The 14589-nt window shown below is 67.7% G+C and carries 14 protein-coding genes; 7 read left to right on the top strand and 7 right to left on the bottom strand.

Translation table 11 applies throughout. The features are described from left to right. Positions 1 to 788, top strand: a 788-nt coding sequence (locus PKD06_RS02465) for a PDZ domain-containing protein (RefSeq protein ID WP_324377401.1), incomplete at its 5' end; no start/stop codon positions are given. A gap of 71 nt (positions 789 to 859) precedes the next feature. On the opposite strand, the gene PKD06_RS02470 is transcribed toward PKD06_RS02465, so the two are convergent. After that, the gene (locus tag PKD06_RS02470; RefSeq protein WP_324377403.1) at positions 860 to 2083 is read right to left on the bottom strand and encodes a serine hydrolase domain-containing protein; all 1224 of its coding nucleotides are present in this window, start codon (positions 2081 to 2083) and stop codon (positions 860 to 862) included. Between the two features lie 129 nt (positions 2084 to 2212). Here PKD06_RS02470 and PKD06_RS02475 point away from each other — a divergent pair, with 129 nt between their 5' ends. The 4 genes from PKD06_RS02475 (at position 2213) to PKD06_RS02490 (ending at position 5761) form a co-directional block, all read left to right on the top strand. Continuing rightward, a complete protein-coding gene (locus PKD06_RS02475; RefSeq protein ID WP_324377405.1) occupies positions 2213 to 2374 on the top strand; it encodes a hypothetical protein in 162 nt (53 codons plus the stop codon). Between the two features lie 136 nt (positions 2375 to 2510). Continuing rightward, the gene (locus PKD06_RS02480; RefSeq protein ID WP_324377407.1) at positions 2511 to 3887 is read left to right on the top strand and encodes an ABC transporter substrate-binding protein; all 1377 of its coding nucleotides are present in this window, start codon (positions 2511 to 2513) and stop codon (positions 3885 to 3887) included. A gap of 96 nt (positions 3888 to 3983) precedes the next feature. Next, a complete protein-coding gene (locus tag PKD06_RS02485) occupies positions 3984 to 4859 on the top strand; it encodes a sugar ABC transporter permease (protein ID WP_324377409.1) in 876 nt (291 codons plus the stop codon). Beyond that, positions 4856 to 5761, top strand: a complete 906-nt coding sequence (locus tag PKD06_RS02490) for a carbohydrate ABC transporter permease (protein ID WP_324377411.1) — start codon at positions 4856 to 4858, stop codon at positions 5759 to 5761. Before PKD06_RS02485 ends, PKD06_RS02490 begins: the two co-directional genes overlap by 4 nt. 232 nt (positions 5762 to 5993) lie before the next feature. On the opposite strand, the gene PKD06_RS02495 is transcribed toward PKD06_RS02490, so the two are convergent. Next, positions 5994 to 6953: a hypothetical protein gene (locus PKD06_RS02495; RefSeq protein ID WP_324377413.1), complete on the bottom strand. Its 960-nt coding sequence runs from the start codon at positions 6951 to 6953 to the stop codon at positions 5994 to 5996. A gap of 391 nt (positions 6954 to 7344) precedes the next feature. Between PKD06_RS02495 and PKD06_RS02500 the strand changes: the two genes are divergently transcribed. Further along, on the top strand, positions 7345 to 8781 hold the full coding sequence (locus tag PKD06_RS02500; protein WP_324377415.1) for an undecaprenyl-phosphate glucose phosphotransferase: 1437 nt from the start codon (positions 7345 to 7347) through the stop codon (positions 8779 to 8781). Here PKD06_RS02500 and PKD06_RS02505 read toward each other — a convergent pair. Beyond that, positions 8763 to 9350, bottom strand: a complete 588-nt coding sequence (locus tag PKD06_RS02505; RefSeq protein ID WP_324377416.1) for a DNA-3-methyladenine glycosylase — start codon at positions 9348 to 9350, stop codon at positions 8763 to 8765. The two genes, PKD06_RS02500 and PKD06_RS02505, sit on opposite strands and share 19 nt — an antisense overlap. A 129-nt stretch (positions 9351 to 9479) precedes the next feature. Here PKD06_RS02505 and PKD06_RS02510 point away from each other — a divergent pair, with 129 nt between their 5' ends. After that, positions 9480 to 10658, top strand: a complete 1179-nt coding sequence (locus tag PKD06_RS02510; protein ID WP_324377417.1) for a M20 aminoacylase family protein — start codon at positions 9480 to 9482, stop codon at positions 10656 to 10658. A gap of 12 nt (positions 10659 to 10670) precedes the next feature. Here PKD06_RS02510 and PKD06_RS02515 read toward each other — a convergent pair whose 3' ends face one another. The 4 genes from PKD06_RS02515 to PKD06_RS02530 all read right to left on the bottom strand — a co-directional run bounded on the left by PKD06_RS02515 (position 10671) and on the right by PKD06_RS02530 (position 14555). Further along, entirely contained in the window at positions 10671 to 11279 is a 609-nt protein-coding gene (locus PKD06_RS02515) for a cell wall hydrolase (RefSeq protein WP_324377418.1), read from the bottom strand. Between the two features lie 97 nt (positions 11280 to 11376). Continuing rightward, the gene (locus PKD06_RS02520; protein WP_324377419.1) at positions 11377 to 12048 is read right to left on the bottom strand and encodes a cysteine hydrolase; all 672 of its coding nucleotides are present in this window, start codon (positions 12046 to 12048) and stop codon (positions 11377 to 11379) included. Next, complete coding sequence (gene recQ / locus PKD06_RS02525; RefSeq protein ID WP_324377420.1) at positions 12045 to 13892, bottom strand: DNA helicase RecQ; 1848 nt, start codon at positions 13890 to 13892, stop codon at positions 12045 to 12047. The genes PKD06_RS02520 and recQ overlap by 4 nt, the downstream gene beginning before the upstream one ends. Positions 13893 to 14057: 165 nt before the next feature. Further along, positions 14058 to 14555, bottom strand: a complete 498-nt coding sequence (locus tag PKD06_RS02530) for a plastocyanin/azurin family copper-binding protein (RefSeq protein WP_324377421.1) — start codon at positions 14553 to 14555, stop codon at positions 14058 to 14060. Positions 14556 to 14589 lie beyond the last annotated feature (34 nt).

Below are 14589 nucleotides of genomic sequence, written 5' to 3' on the forward strand. Positions count from 1 at the left end.
CGATCAACCGCGGCAATTCGGGCGGCCCGACCTTCAACCTCAAGGGTGAGGTCGTGGGCGTGAACACTGCGATCGCCTCTCCCTCGGGCGGCAGCGTCGGGCTCGCCTTCGCGATCCCCTCCGCCACGGTGGAATCGGTCGTCGACCAGCTCAAGGCGACGGGCACCGTCACCCGCGGCTATCTCGGCGTGCAGATCCAGCCGCTGACGAAGGATCTCGCCGAGGGCCTCGGCATCGACCGGTCGAAGGGCGCGCTCGTCAACGCGACCGAGCCCGGGACCCCGGCCTCGAAGGCGGGCCTGCAATCGGGCGACGTCCTCGTCTCGGTCAACGGCCAGCCCGTCGCCGATGCGCGTGACCTCAGCCGCCGGATCGCCGGGATCAAGCCGGGCAGCAAGGTCGAGATCGTCTATCTGCGCAACGGCAAGGAGCGGACGGCCGATGTCGAGCTGGGCGTGCTTCCGGGCAGCAAGAGCGCGAGCCTGAACGATCAGGACGATCGCGGCGGCCGCTCCCCGCGCCTCGGGCTTCAGCTCGCCCCCGCCCCGCGCGGCGAGGAAGGCGTGGCCGTGGTCGATGTCGATCCCGACGGCCCGGCGGCGGGCAAGGGCATCCGCGAAGGCGATACCATCCTGGAGGTGGCCGGCAAGGCCGTCTCGACGCCCTCCGACGTCGCGGCCGGCGTGAAGGCCGCCAAGGCGGAAGGCCGCAAGGCCGTGCTGATGCGGGTGAAGAGCCGGGAAGGCACGCGCTTCGTGGCCATCGCCCTGACGCCCAACGCCGGCTGATCACGCCCGCCCGGGAAACCGAAGGCCGCTCCCGCCGGGGCGGCCTTTTCCTTGTCCGGGCGAAGGCGCCTTCATTCCAGGATCGCCTGGTAGGTCAGGACACGCAATTCGCGGCGGATCGGATAGGTGGAGGAGGGCATGAGCTGCGTCAGCAGCACGACCGCCATCTCCTCGCCGGGATCGCACCAGAAGGCCGTCGAGGCCGCCCCGCCCCAGGCGTATTCGCCGGGCGTGCCGAGGATCTGGGCCTTGGCCGGGTCGAGCATCACCGAGAAGCCGAGCCCGAAGCCGATGCCGAAATAGGGCGATTCCGAGAAGCGGGGTTGGCCCATCGCGGCCATGTCGCCGCCCAGATGGTTCATCGTCATCAGTTCGACCGTCTTGCGGCTCAAGAGCCGGACACCGTCCAGCTCGCCCTTGTTCAGCATGAAGCGGCAGAAGCGCATGTAGTCGGAGGCCGTGCCGACGAGGCCCCCGCCGCCGGAGGCGATGAGGCGCGGCGTGGCGAAGGGGCCTGTCACCGCATCGTCGATCAGCTTCGGCCGTCCGTCGCCGCCCGGCGTGTAGTTCGAGGCGAAGCGCGCGATCTTGTCCTGCGCGATGTGGAAATCGGTATCGACCATGCCGAGCGGCCGGATCACGCGCTCGCGCAGGAAGTCGCCGAACGGCATGCCGGAAATGACCGCGACGAGATGGCCGAGCACGTCGGTCGCGATCGAATAGTTCCATTCGCGGCCGGGCTGCGCGAGGAGCGGCAGCTTCGCCGCCTCCTCGACGAGCGCCGCGAGGCTCAGGTCGGACGTCTGGAAATCGATGCCGTGCTCGCGATAGATCGCATCGATCAGGGTCGATTGCAGGAAGCCGTAGGTCAGCCCCGAGGTGTGGGTGAGAAGGTCGCGGAAGGTGATGTCGCGCTCCGCCGGCACGGTGTCGACCTTCCCCCACATGCCGCCGGCCGCCACCCGCATGTTCCTGAAGCAAGGCAGGAAGCGCGTGATCGGGTCGTCGAGCTGGAAGCGGCCCTCCTCGTACAGCATCATGGCGGCCACGGAGGCGAGGGGCTTGGTCATCGAATAGATGCGCACGATGGTGTCGGGCGCCATCGGCTTGCCGCGCGCGATGTCGGCGAGGCCGTGCTCCCGGCTGAAGGCGATGCCGCCGCGCCGCATCACCAGGACCTGCACCCCCGGCAGCTTGCCGTCCTCCACGAGCCGCCGCATCCAGCCGTCGATCCGCTCGAGCCGCCTCGAGCACAGGCCGACCTCCTCCGGGCGCACGCTGCTGATTGCCGTCACGATGTCCTCCCTGCGAGGGGCTTCTTGGGCCACAGCGACCCGGCAATGTCCATCGCGCGATCGCCGTCGTAACCGCCGCTTGACCATTTCGCTTCAGACAGGGGCTGTGCGCTCGAACGTGCGAAAGCGATGACCAAGACCCAGCTTGCCGCCGAGATCCGCAAGGTCGTGAAGATGCAGCTCGACGATTGCGAGCGCGCCATCAAGGCCGGGACCAAATCCATCGCGCTGTTCGAGCTGGAGGATGCCGCGAGGCGCCTCCAGAAGATCGCGGCCCTCCTCGAGAAATAGCTTTCGGGCCGCCCGCCGCCCCTGCCGCCGGATGCACCCCTACGACTGATGTCGGTTTGCGTCCCATTCCGGGCCGTGCTCTATCATGGACGCAGAGCCGCCTCAGCGGCCGTGAAGGGCATGGGAGGAGTTTTGGATGGCACGCTCCATCGTCGCCGCGTTGGCGGCCGGCTTCGTCTTGGCGCAGACCTTGCCGTCTCTCGCGCAGCAAAGCATCACCGTCTGGTTCAGCAAGGGCTTCTATCGGTCCGAGGACGAGGCTCTCTGGGCCGCCATCAAGAAGTTCGAGACGAAGACCGGCATCAAGGTCGAGCTGTCGCAATATGCGCTTCAGGACATGATCCCGAAGACCGTGGCGGCGCTCGATTCCGGCTCGCCGCCGGATGTGGCCTATGCCGACACCTACAACAACCAGGCCGCCGGCAAGTGGGCCTATGAAGGCAAGCTCGAGGACCTGACCGATATCCTCCAGCCGATGATGCCGCGCTTCGCGCCGAGCACGGTCGAGCACATGCTGCTCTATAACAACGAGACGAAGAAGAAAGCCTATTACGGCTTCCCGATGAAGCAGCAGTCGCTTCACGTGCAGATCTGGGGCGACATGCTCGAAAAGGCGGGCTTCAAGCAGAGCGATATCCCGGCGACCTGGAAGGAATACTGGTCCTTCTGGTGCGACAAGGTGCAGCCCGCCTATCGCAAGGCCAGCGGATCGCGCGTCTACGGCATCGGCTCGCCCATGGGGGTCGAATCGACCGATTCGTTCCAGTCCTTCTATGCCTTCATGGATGCCTACGACGCCAAGCTCGTGGACAATGACGGCAAGCTGCTGGTGGACGATCCGAAGGTGCGCCAGGGCGTCATCAACGCGCTGAGAGACTATACCGACGTCTATGTGAAGGGCTGCACGCCGCCTTCCTCCACCACCTGGAAGGACCCGGACAACAACGTCGCCTTCCACAACCGCACGATCGTGATGACGCACAACTTCACGATCTCGATCGCCGCGAAGTGGTACGAGGATTCGATCAATCCTGCCCTGACCCAGGAGCAGCGCGACGCGGCCAAGAAAGCCTATTACGACACCATCATCACCGCCTCCTTCCCCAAGCGGCCAGACGGCAAGCCGATGACCTATCGCTCGGACGTCAAGCACGGGGTGATCTTCACGCAGGCCAAGAACAAGGCCGGTGCGAAAGAATTCGTGAAGTTCCTCATGGAGGAGGACAATCTCCGGCCCTATATCGAGGGCGCGCTGGGCCGCTGGTTCCCCGTCACGACGGCGAGCCAGGAGAGCCCCTTCTGGCAGGCCGACAAGCATCGCAAGGCCGTCTATACCCAGTTCAAGGCGGGGACCGAGCCCTTCGACTACGTCAAGAACTTCCGCTTCACGATCCTGAATAACGAGAACGTCTTCGCCAAGGCGATGAACCGGGTCGTCAGCGAGAAGGTGCCGGTCGACAAGGCGGCGGACGAGATGCTCCTTCGCATCAAGCAGGTCGCCGGCCAGCAATAGAGCCGGCCATGGGCGCCGCCGGACACGGCGGCGCCCTCCGATCAGGGCGATCCTGCGCGCGGCGCAACACACGGAACATGAGGGGAGGGTGGCGCCATGTCGGCATCCGCAGCCACGGTCGAGGAAGGCGCAGCGCCCCCGGCGAAGCCTTCGCTGCTCAGTTCCTGGCAAGCCTGGGGGCTGATCCTGGTCGCCCCCTATCTCCTCGTCTTCCTGCTCTTCGTGGTCTATCCGGTGGGCTACGGCCTTTGGCTCGCCCGGCATCCGGCGAGCTACGTGCAACTCGCCGACGACCCGATCTTCAAAAGGGCGGTGGTCAACACGCTCGTCTTCCTGATCCTGGGGATCAACCTGAAGATGATCGTAGCCCTCCTGCTCTCGGGGTTCTTCACTTACGAGCGCCCCTGGATCCGCTGGCTCTCGGTCCTGTTCATCCTGCCCTGGGCCGTTCCTTCGATCCCCACCATCCTGTCCGTGCGGTTCATGCTGAACCCGGAATGGGGCGTCGTGAACCAGACCATCTTCAGGCTGACGGGCGATGACGGCCCCAACTGGCTGAACGATCCGAGCCTCGCGCTCGGCTTCGCGATCGCGGTGCATATCTGGAAGTCGCTGCCGTTCTGGACGCTGATTCTGCTCGCGGGGCGGCTGGCGATCTCCAGCGATCTCTACGAGGCCGCATCCGTCGACGGCGCCACGAACTGGCAGAAATTCGCGCATGTGACCTGGCCGTCCATGCGGACGCTCTACGTCACCTGCACGATCCTCTCGATGATCTGGACGCTCGGCGACTTCAACAGCGTCTACCTGCTGACCGGCGGCGGGCCGGCCGACCTGACCCATGTCCTCGCGACGCTCGGCATCCGCTATCTGCGCCTGGATCAGGTGGATCTCTCGATGGCGGCCGTCGTCTGCGCGATGCCGCTCGTCCTTCCGCTGGTCTGGGTCCTCATGGGGAGGCTGTCGAAATGAGCGGAGCCGCCGCAACGGCGAACAGCCGGACCTCCGACGACGCCTATCGGTCCAACGAATCCCGCTGGAAGACGATCGGGACCGATGCCAGGCTGCTGCTGATCGGCATCCCGGTCGCCATCTGGACCATTCTGCCGATCTACCATCTCTTCCTCTTCGCGATCTCCCCGAAGCAGGACGCCTTTTCCGGCAAGCTGTTTCCCGACCACCCGACCCTGAACAACTTCAGGATCGTGTTCGGGGAGAAGCATTATTTCCTGTCGCATTTCTGGCAGCAGCTCGCGAATTCCGTGGTCATCGCGGCCGTCACCGGCATCCTGACGCTCTTCATCGCGACCACCGCGGCCTTCGCGATCAGCCGCCTCAAGGTCCGGGGCGGCCGGACGGTGCTGAACCTCGCCCTCTTCACCTATTTCATCCCGGCCGCCTTCCTGGCCGTGCCCATGTACAAGACGATGGGGGCCTACGGCCTCCTCAATTCGCGCTGGGCACTGATCCTGGCCATGGTCACGATCGCGAGTCCCTATGCGATCTGGGTGCTGAAGCAAGCTTCCGACAAGCTTCCCTACGAGCTCGACGAGGCGGCCGTCATGGACGGCGCCTCGCCGCTCCAGCTCTTCCGGCTCGTCTACATCCCGCTCATGCTGCCCTCGCTCGTGGCCATCGGCATCTATGCGGTGCTGCTCGCCTGGAACGAGTACCTGTTCGCCTTCCTGCTTCTGTCCGGCGACAGTCAGGTGACGCTGCCGGTCGCCCTGGGAAACTTCCTCGCGGCCGACGACAGCCCGTGGGAACTGCTGATGGCCACGGGCTTCCTCTATGCGCTGCCGCCTGCGGCGATCTACTACGTCTTCAAGCGCTACATGGTCGGCGGACTGACCGCGGGGGCGGTCAAGAGCTGATGCGGCTCAATCCGGTTCGAGGGCGAAGTCTCCGCCTCGGCGGCTCGCCGCGCGTGAACCCACCCCGCCGCTTCGCGGGGGAAGGGTTGGCGCGGCGGAAGCCGCCAGATGCGATAGCCCTGGGGATGAGCGGGAGAGATATGTCGCCCAGCCGTTAGGCCAGCGGCATCATAAAAAAGCTCGCGCCCCGTAGGGCGCGAGCAATCCACAATCCCAATGGGCCGGGCCGAACTCAATCGTCGAACGGGTTGCGTTCCACGATCTCGTTGGTGGCGGGCAGCGCGTAGGGGTCGCGCGGCTCCGAACTCGCCTGCTCCCGGATGCGGACCCGGGTCGAGCCGCCCGGATTGGGCTGGGCGGAGGCGACGGTGACGCCCAGGCGCTGCGCCAGCATGATGGCGCGGCCTTCGCTGTAGCGGGCGTCGCAGAAGCTGTGCTGCGGCTCGCGGGCATAGGTGCGGCAGGTGATCTCGCGATCGGAAGAGAAGGCGGCCTGCTCGGCCACGATCGGCCGCACGGCTTCGGGGCGCGCTCTCTGGACGAGGGCCTTGTAATTGTCGCGAACCGCCTTGTCGGCGCTGGCGCGGGCCGACTCGTAGTCGCGCGCCTTGGGGATCAGCGTGCCCGGGTCCGGGCCCCAGAGCCCGGCCGGGTCGGCCTGGCAATTGGCGGCGCTGAACTGGCATGCCTCGCCGGTTCCCCTCACGAGCACCGCGTCGTCGAACACGTCGATCGAGAAGGCGCAGCCGCTCTCGTCCATCTTGTAGCGGTTCAGGCCCTCGGTGCGGCCTTCGGAGGCGAGCTTGCCCTCGAGCTGGACCGAGCAGCTTTCGACCGACTGGCCGCGCCGCCCGATCAGCGTCATGCGGGCGCGCAGGTCCGATCCGCCGCCGACGCGCTCGATCTTCAGCGAGCCGGAAGAGCCGTTCTGCTTCAGCTCGCGCCCGATGACCCCGTCCTCCGTCGGAACGCGGAGAGAGACGACGCGCGCCTGCACGGGAGCGGCCGGCGCGCGCGGCTTGGGGGCCTCGCCCGGAGGAGGAGCCTCCGGCGCGGCAGGGGCGGGCGCGACGGGCTCCGGAGCCCGGGGGCCGATGCCGAAAAGGCGCTCGAAGAAGTTCTGAGCCTGCGCGGCCTGAGCGGTGCCAAGCGTCGCGGCAACGAGAATCAAGGGGAGGCGGAAGCGTCTCATGATTAGCCCGTGACGCGACTCTGCGCCGAAACTTGGGCCAAACCACGCCGAATGGGGCGCAGGGGTGTCAAGACCTTGTGTGCCGCGGATCGTGTCCCGGAGGCCACAGGGATGGCCTGGAATGCGTGCGGGCGCCGCCCCGGGACGGCACATGCCTGTATCGGGAGGGGGCACCTCTCCGCCCCGGTCGAGATGGTTGAGAAATCCTTGCCAGATGGCGGCCCCGGCGCATTTCCCTGGGGAGGCCCGGATGCCGCGGGCCTTTTCACGGGCACCGCCCCGGAGAGGGCAGCCGCCGCGCGGCTTGGCATGCGGATCGCGCTTTCGTCCCGCGAACGAGGCGCGTTGTCCCGCTGAGGGAGAACGTGTCCGGCCGAAGGATGCGGGCTCGATGTCTGTTTCACATTCGATGGACGCGGTCAGGGGGCGGTCGCTCCATGCGAGCTTCTTCCGCTATGCCTTTCCGCTTCTCGCCCTTCTGGGATCCGGCCTCGCGATCGTCCTCGCCTCGGCCTTGTCCTGGAAGGTCTGGAGCCTCGTTCCGGCTGCCAATGCCGGCCATTTCGCGCTGCACGGGCGGCTCGGAATCGAGGCTGCCGTCCTCGCCACGGTTTTCGCGGTCGTGCGCGGCGAGCATCGGCTGAGCTTCTATCTGGCCGACGAGCACAAGCTCGCCCGCACGGCGAGCCTCTGGAACGTCTCCTTCGTCGTGCTGCTGGTCATGGCTTTCCTGACCCGCCGCGCCGACGAGGTGTCGCGCGGCTTCATGATCCTGTTCTACCTGTCCGGCTTCCTGTCCCTGTGGAGCGCGCGCCGCGTCACGGCACGCCTCCTCCAGATCGCGAGCCGGCACAGGATCACGGCGGCGCAGCGACTTCTCGTCGTCGGGACGGAAGCGGCGGTCGCGACCTTCCTGCGCCAGCATCAGCCTTGGAGGCTCGGCTACGAACTCGTCGGCACGATCTCGGTGACGCCCGTGCCTCACGGGGAGGAGCCCGTCCCGACAGCGTCCTTCCTTCGGGCGATCGAGCGCACCCGCCATCTCAATGTCGACGACGTCTATATCGCTGTTCCCTGGTCCGAAACCGAGACGATCGACCTGTGCGTCGAGGCGTTCCTCAACACGCCGACGGCCGTTCACCTCGCCCCGGAGCGCATTCTCAACCGCTTCGATCAGGTGTCGATCTCGAGGGTCGGCGCGATGGCCAGCCTCGAGCTGACGCGGCCGATGTCTCCCATCGCGGTGGTGGCCAAGCGCATCCTGGACCTCGTCCTGGCCTCGGCCGCCCTGGTCCTGCTGTCGCCCCTGCTGGCGCTCGTCGCCCTTGCGATCAGGCTCGGAAGCCCCGGACCGGCCTTCTTTTTCCAGACCCGCTACGGCTTCAACCAGCGCCCGTTTCGGATCGTGAAGTTCCGCACCATGTCGACCTATCACGACAGCGGCGACGTCCCGCAGGCGACGAAGAACGATCCCCGCATCACGCCGATCGGGCGCCTGCTGCGGGCGACCAATATCGACGAACTGCCCCAGCTTCTCAACGTGCTGAAAGGCGACATGTCGCTGGTCGGGCCGCGTCCGCACGCCGTCCCGCACAACCGGGCCTACGAGCGCCGGATCGCGCTCTATGCGCGCCGCCACAACGTGCGTCCGGGGATCACCGGCTGGGCGCAGGTGAACGGGCTGAGGGGCGAGACCGATACGGAGGACAAGATGCGCCGCCGCGTCGAGCACGACCTCTATTACATCGACAACTGGTCGATGCTCCTCGACCTGCGGATCCTGTTCCGCACGGTGTTCTCGACGAAAGCCTATCGCAACGCCCGCTGACCGGGCGAGGGGAACGGCCGGCTGAGATAGGGCGAGTCGGCGAGGCCGAAGCGCCAGGGCGTCTCGGTCGCCTTGCGGATGCCGATCCGGGTACCTGCCGCGACCGGCGGCCCGCCATTGGCGGCGAGGAGCTGGAAGGGCGGCGCATCGAGGGCATGGCCGTTCTGCTGCCGCGTGATGCCGAGCGCCTGCGCCAGGCGTCCGGGGCCTGCGCACAGGAGCCGCTCGCCGACCACCCCGCGTCTTTCACGCATGTGCTCGAGGCCCCGGATCGGGCGCAGGGCCCGCAGAAGGACGGCGGCGCCGTGCCCCTGCGGCCCGCAGACGAAGTTCAGGCACCAATGGATGCCGTAGGAGAGATAGACATAGGCGTGGCCGGGAGGCCCGAACATCACGGCGTTGCGCGGCGTCGGTCCGGAAAAGCTGTGCGAGGCGGGATCCTCGCGGTCGTAAGCCTCCGTCTCCACGATCTCGCCGCCGACCCCGTCGAAGAGAAGCGTCGCGCCGATCAGGTCGCGCGCCACGGCGGCCACGTCGCGGGAGAAGAAGTCCTGGGCGAGAGAGGTCATCGCGCGGAAGGGGCCTCGGGAGGGCGGTGCCCGCGACGCCTATATCGATCCCGGAGCGGCGGCGTCGAGTCTCGGACCGGACGTCATTTCGAAGATGCGCAGGCCCGCGGAATGAGGCATGCTCGCGCCATGAAGCCGATCTCCCGCATCGCGGCCTATGCCGACGAACTCACCGCGCTCCGGCGCGATTTTCACGCGCATCCCGAAATCGGGTTCGAGGAAACCCGGACATCCGGGATCGTGGCCGAGAAGCTCGCCTCCTGGGGCGTCGAGGTGCATCGGAACGTCGGCAAGACCGGCGTCGTCGGCATCATCCAGGGGAACGGGCGCCCGGGGGCCAGCATCGGATTGCGGGCCGACATGGACGCCTTGCCGATCGAGGAGGCCACGGACGTCGCCTGGAAATCCACCCGGCCCGGCACCATGCATGCCTGCGGCCATGACGGGCACACCACCATGCTCCTCGGCGCGGCGCGCTACCTCGCCGAGACGCGGGATTTTCCGGGCCGCGTCGTCTGCATCTTCCAGCCGGCCGAGGAGGGGCTCGGCGGCGCGCGCGCGATGCTCGCCGACGGGCTCTTCGAGCGCTTTCCCTGCCAGGAGGTCTACGGCCTGCACAACACGCCCGCAGGCCCGCGCTACGAGGTGTCGGTCAAGTCCGGCCCGGCCATGGCGGCGGCCGATTTCTTCGACATCCACATCAAGGGCAAGGGCAGCCACGGCGCGCTGCCCCAGCAGGCGAACGACCCGACGATGATCGCGGTGACGCTGGCTCAGGCGATGCAGACCATCGTCTCGCGCAATGTCGACCCGTTGCGCGCGGCCGTGGTCTCGATCACCCAGATCCATGCGGGGGCGGCTTACAACGTCGTGCCGGAAACGGCGCATCTGGCCGGAACCGTGCGCTGCTTCGACCCGGAGGTGCGGCTCCTGGTCCGCCGCAGGATTGAGGAATTGGCTCGCGGCGTCGCCGCCGGCTTCGGCGCCAAGGCGGAGGTCGATTATCGCGACATCTTCAGCGTCACCATGAACGGCGAGGTGCAGACCGACGCCGTTCTCGAAGTGGCGCACGAGATCGTGGGAGAGGACCTGACGCGCATCGCCGGGGAGCCGATGATGGGCTCGGAGGATTTCGCCGACATGCTGCACCAGGTGCCGGGCGCCTATTTCTTCCTCGGCATGACGCCGGGCGCCTCGCTCCACAACGCCGCCTACACGTTCGACGACGCGATCCTGCCGGTCGGCGCCTCGATGCTGGCCCGACTCGGAGAGCGCCGGACAGCCGCCCTGGCGAATACCGCGGCTTGAGGAGGGCGTGCTCTATTGCGCCTCGTCCGCCTCGGGGGCCATCTCGGCGAAAGCGAGCTGGATCGGCACCAGCCCCTCCTTCATCTTCACCACCGCGCGGGGAAAGATCGGGGGGCGGTTTCCGGCGCGGTCGGTCTTTTCGTAGAAGCGATTTCCGCCCGTCGCCGCGACATAGCGCATGTTCGGGTAGCGATAGGTGCGGGCGGCGATGTGGAAGTGAAGGGCGCCCTTGACCTCGGGATGGCGCTTGCCGGCGAGTAGCGCGGTCGCGACCTTCTCCACCCGCTCCTTCTCTCCCTCCTTCATCGGCTTGGTCAGCACGCCTTCGGCGAATTGTTTCGGCTGGCCCACGATGCCGCAGATGCTGTCCGGGTAATTGGGAGAATCCAGACGGTTCATGACCACCGTCCCGACCGCGAGCAGGCCGTCGTCGCTGGATCGGTTCGCCTCGAAATACATGGCGCGGGCCAGGCAATCCTTCTCGCGGGGGGTCGGCGCGGCGACGACCTTCGGCGCGGGCTCGCGCGAGGCCGTCGTCAGGAACTGACATCCTCCCAGCCCGGTCGCCGACAGTCCCGCCAGGACGACCGCTGAAATTCGGATGTCGGCCTTTCGGACCATGAACGCCCCCGTTCCGATGACTCTTATTGACCGGGGCGCGGCGAAACGCCCAGGGTCACCTGACTTCGAAAGGGTTCGTGGCCGTTTCGTGGCGCGCTCAGCCGAGAATCCAGACCGGCTGCACGCGGCGCTTGCGTCTTCCGTCCCGGCCAAGAGGGGAAGGCGCCGTCCAGGCCGACAAAATCTCCTCGGTCTCGGCGATTTCGACATGATGACCGTAGCGTTCGCGCAACAGCGTCATCATCGCTTCATGAGCTTCGTCGGACGAGCTGCAGACCGCATCCGTCGCCACGATCGTGCGATAGCCCCGATCGACGGCCCCGAGGATCGTCGCCAGGACGCAGACATCGGTCTCCGTTCCGCTGACGACCAGCGTCGTCGCGCCGAAAGCCTCCAGCGTTTGATCGAGGGCGAGCCCCTGCCACGGCGAGTAGCTCGTCTTGTCGATCACTTCGCCCGGCGGCGCGAAGGCGGCGAGGGAGGGAACGAGATCGATCATGCCGGCGGGCAGGCGGCTTCGCGTCATCTCGGCCCAGCTTTCCCAGTAGCGCTTCCAGGTTCCCTGTCCGTCGCCGGGCTTTTCGGCCGGAATGAAGCGGGTGAGGATCGTATCGGCCGGCCGATGCGCGACGAGGCGCTCGACCTTGGGCAGAACGCGCGGCATCCAGGGCGCGTGCCAGGGCGTCTTCTCCGCGAACATGCGCTGCATGTCGACACAGATATGGACCGTATCGGGCGGCAGGGGGGCTTTCAGCGCACTCGCCATCATTCGGCTTCCGTGATGGCGGCGAGGAAGGCGTCCCCGTAGCGGAGGAGCTTGCGGTCGCCGACGCCCTGGACCGCACGCAATTCGCTGCGGCTGCGGGGGCGCAGGGTCGCCATCTCGGCCAGCGTCCGGTCGGGGAAGACCATGAAGGCGGGAACGCCTTCCTCCTTGGCGAAGCCGGAGCGCACCGTGCGCAGCTTCTCGAACAGCCGCGTCTGATCCTCGTCGAGTCCGGCCAGGCGCTGGACGCGCTCCTCGCCGCCGCGCCGGCTGCGCGGGGTCGTGACACGGGCGGGGAGGGGGCGGAGCGCGATGCGCTCGCGGCCGAAGAGGATGTCCTCGCCTTTGGGGGTCAGCGCGAAGCCGCCGTAATCCTCGCTCGCCTCCGCCAGGGCGCCGGCCGCAAAGAGTTGGCGGATCGTCGCCTGCCAGGCGCGCCGGTCGCGCTCGCGGCCGACGCCGAAGGTCTTGAGCCGGTCGTGGCCGTGGCGCCGGATCGCCTCGGTGTCCTCCCCGACCAGGAGCGAGGCGAGATGGGCCGCGCCGAAGCGCTGGCCGGTGCGGACCACGGCCGAGAGCGCCTTCTGCGCGTCGACCGTCGCGTCGACGGGGGCTTCGGCCGCCCGGCAGAGATCGCAATGTCCGCAAGGGCCGGACGTTTCGCCGAAATAGGCGAGGAGGGACTGGCGCCGGCAAACCGCGACCTCGCAGAGGTCGATCATGGCCGCGAGGCGCCGCTCCTCGATGCGCCGCCGCTCGGGGCCGATCTCCTTCTCGGCGATCTGGCGCCGCCGCATCATCATGTCGTCGAGGCCGTAGAGGGTGAGGGTGTCGGCCGGCAGCCCGTCGCGCCCGGCGCGGCCGATCTCCTGGTAATAGCTCTCGATGCCGCCGGGCATGTCGGCATGGACCACGTAGCGCAGGTCCGGCTTGTTGATGCCCATGCCGAAGGCGACCGTCGCCGCCATCACGAGCCCGTCCTCCTGGAGGAAGCGGTCCTGACGGCGCGCGCGCGTCTCGGCGTCGAGCCCGGCGTGATAGGCGAGGGCGGGGAGCCCGGCGCGGTCGAGAAGCGCGGCGAGGCGCTCCGCGCCGGCGCGCGAGGCCGTATAGACGATGCCGCTCTGGCCCCGCCGCTCCCGCGCGAAGGCTTCGATGCGGGCGGCCGGGCGTTCCTTGGGCTCGAAGCGCAGCGACAGGTTCGGCCGGTCGAAGCTGTGGACGACCTGGCGCGGCGGACGGCTGAACAGCTCGCGCAGGATGTCGGCCCGCGTGGCCGCATCGGCGGTGGCCGTGAAGGCGAGAACCTGAACCTCGCCCAGCGCCTCGCGGATGCGCGGGATCTGGCGGTATTCGGGCCGGAAATCATGCCCCCATTGCGAGACGCAATGGGCCTCGTCGACCACGAGCCGGACGATGCCGAGGCGGCGCAGACGCTCCGGCAGGCCGCCCGTCGCGAGGCGCTCGGGCGAGACGAAGAGCAGCGAGACCTCTCGGCTGTCGAGCGCCGCCCAGGTCCCGCGCCGCTCCTCCTCGCTGTCGGCGGAGTTGAGCGAGGCCGCCCTGACGCCGAGCCCGACGAGCTGGCGCACCTGGTCGCGCATGAGCGCGATGAGCGGCGAGACGACGACCGTCAGCCCCCCGTCTACGACGGCCGGAAGCTGGAAGCACATCGACTTGCCGCTGCCGGTCGGCATGACGGCGAAGACGTCCTCGCCGGCGAGGGCGGCGGCGACGATCTCCTCCTGGCCGGGGCGGAAATCGTCGTAGCCGAAGACGTCCTTCAGCGCCCGGCGCGCTTCGCCGAGGGCGACAGGCGAGGGATCGGTGGCGTGGGGGGCGCTCATGCCCTCCGCTTTTGGGCTTTCGGGCGGGTGAAGAGAAGAGATTTCGGATGAGGCTCCCCTGTCATCCCCGGCGCGCCGAAGGCGCGGGAAGGGGATCCAGAGCCGCAAGCGAACCTCTGGATCCCCTTCCCCTCCGCTTCGCTCCGGCCGGGGATGACAGTTCGATCACTCGTCGGCGGGCGGCGTGTCGCTGACGCTGATCGTGCCCCTCATCCCCCTCGCATATTGCCCTGGAAGCACGGAGGCGAATTCGTAACGTCCGGGCTTCGAGAAGCGCCACAGAAGCTGCTGCTGCGAGGCGGCGGGCACGAAGCGCGCATTGGGTTCGGCCTTCTCGCTGCCGATCCGCTGCTCCTTCGGCTCGCCGTCCGTGCCGATGACGAAGGAATGGTCCACGTTGCCGTAGTTGGTGAGGACGAAGAGGACCTGCTCTCCCGGCTTCACGGACACCTTGTCCGGCGCGAACAGCATCTTGCCGTCGTAGGTCTCCTGCATCGTGATGACGATCTGGACGGCCCCCTCATGCGGATTGCCGGGCTCGCCCGCCGCGAAATTCTGGTGGCGCAGGGATTCGCCATGGCTGTGCTCCTTCGGAGCGCGCGCCTGGGCGGGCATCGTGATCGCAACGGCGGCGAGAAGGGCCGCGGCCATGGCTCGTGTCATCTGGTCCTCGAATCGGCGCGTCCCCGAAACAGGG

This window comes from Enterovirga sp. (assembly GCF_035325185.1).
Taxonomy (GTDB): Bacteria; Pseudomonadota; Alphaproteobacteria; order Rhizobiales; family Beijerinckiaceae; genus Enterovirga.

Bases quoted from the DNA above. Each gene is read 5' to 3' on its own strand.
- PKD06_RS02475 (WP_324377405.1), top strand. From the start codon at position 2,213: ATGACCAAGACCCAGCTTGCCGCCGAGATCCGCAAGGTCGTGAAGATG.
- PKD06_RS02480 (WP_324377407.1), top strand. From the start codon at position 2,511: ATGGCACGCTCCATCGTCGCCGCGTTGGCGGCCGGCTTCGTCTTGGCG.
- PKD06_RS02485 (WP_324377409.1), top strand. From the start codon at position 3,984: ATGTCGGCATCCGCAGCCACGGTCGAGGAAGGCGCAGCGCCCCCGGCG.
- PKD06_RS02490 (WP_324377411.1), top strand. From the start codon at position 4,856: ATGAGCGGAGCCGCCGCAACGGCGAACAGCCGGACCTCCGACGACGCC.
- PKD06_RS02495 (WP_324377413.1), bottom strand. From the start codon at position 6,953: ATGAGACGCTTCCGCCTCCCCTTGATTCTCGTTGCCGCGACGCTTGGC.
- PKD06_RS02500 (WP_324377415.1), top strand. From the start codon at position 7,345: ATGTCTGTTTCACATTCGATGGACGCGGTCAGGGGGCGGTCGCTCCAT.
- PKD06_RS02505 (WP_324377416.1), bottom strand. From the start codon at position 9,350: ATGACCTCTCTCGCCCAGGACTTCTTCTCCCGCGACGTGGCCGCCGTG.
- PKD06_RS02510 (WP_324377417.1), top strand. From the start codon at position 9,480: ATGAAGCCGATCTCCCGCATCGCGGCCTATGCCGACGAACTCACCGCG.
- PKD06_RS02515 (WP_324377418.1), bottom strand. From the start codon at position 11,279: ATGGTCCGAAAGGCCGACATCCGAATTTCAGCGGTCGTCCTGGCGGGA.
- PKD06_RS02520 (WP_324377419.1), bottom strand. From the start codon at position 12,048: ATGATGGCGAGTGCGCTGAAAGCCCCCCTGCCGCCCGATACGGTCCAT.
- recQ (WP_324377420.1), bottom strand. From the start codon at position 13,892: ATGAGCGCCCCCCACGCCACCGATCCCTCGCCTGTCGCCCTCGGCGAA.
- PKD06_RS02530 (WP_324377421.1), bottom strand. From the start codon at position 14,555: ATGACACGAGCCATGGCCGCGGCCCTTCTCGCCGCCGTTGCGATCACG.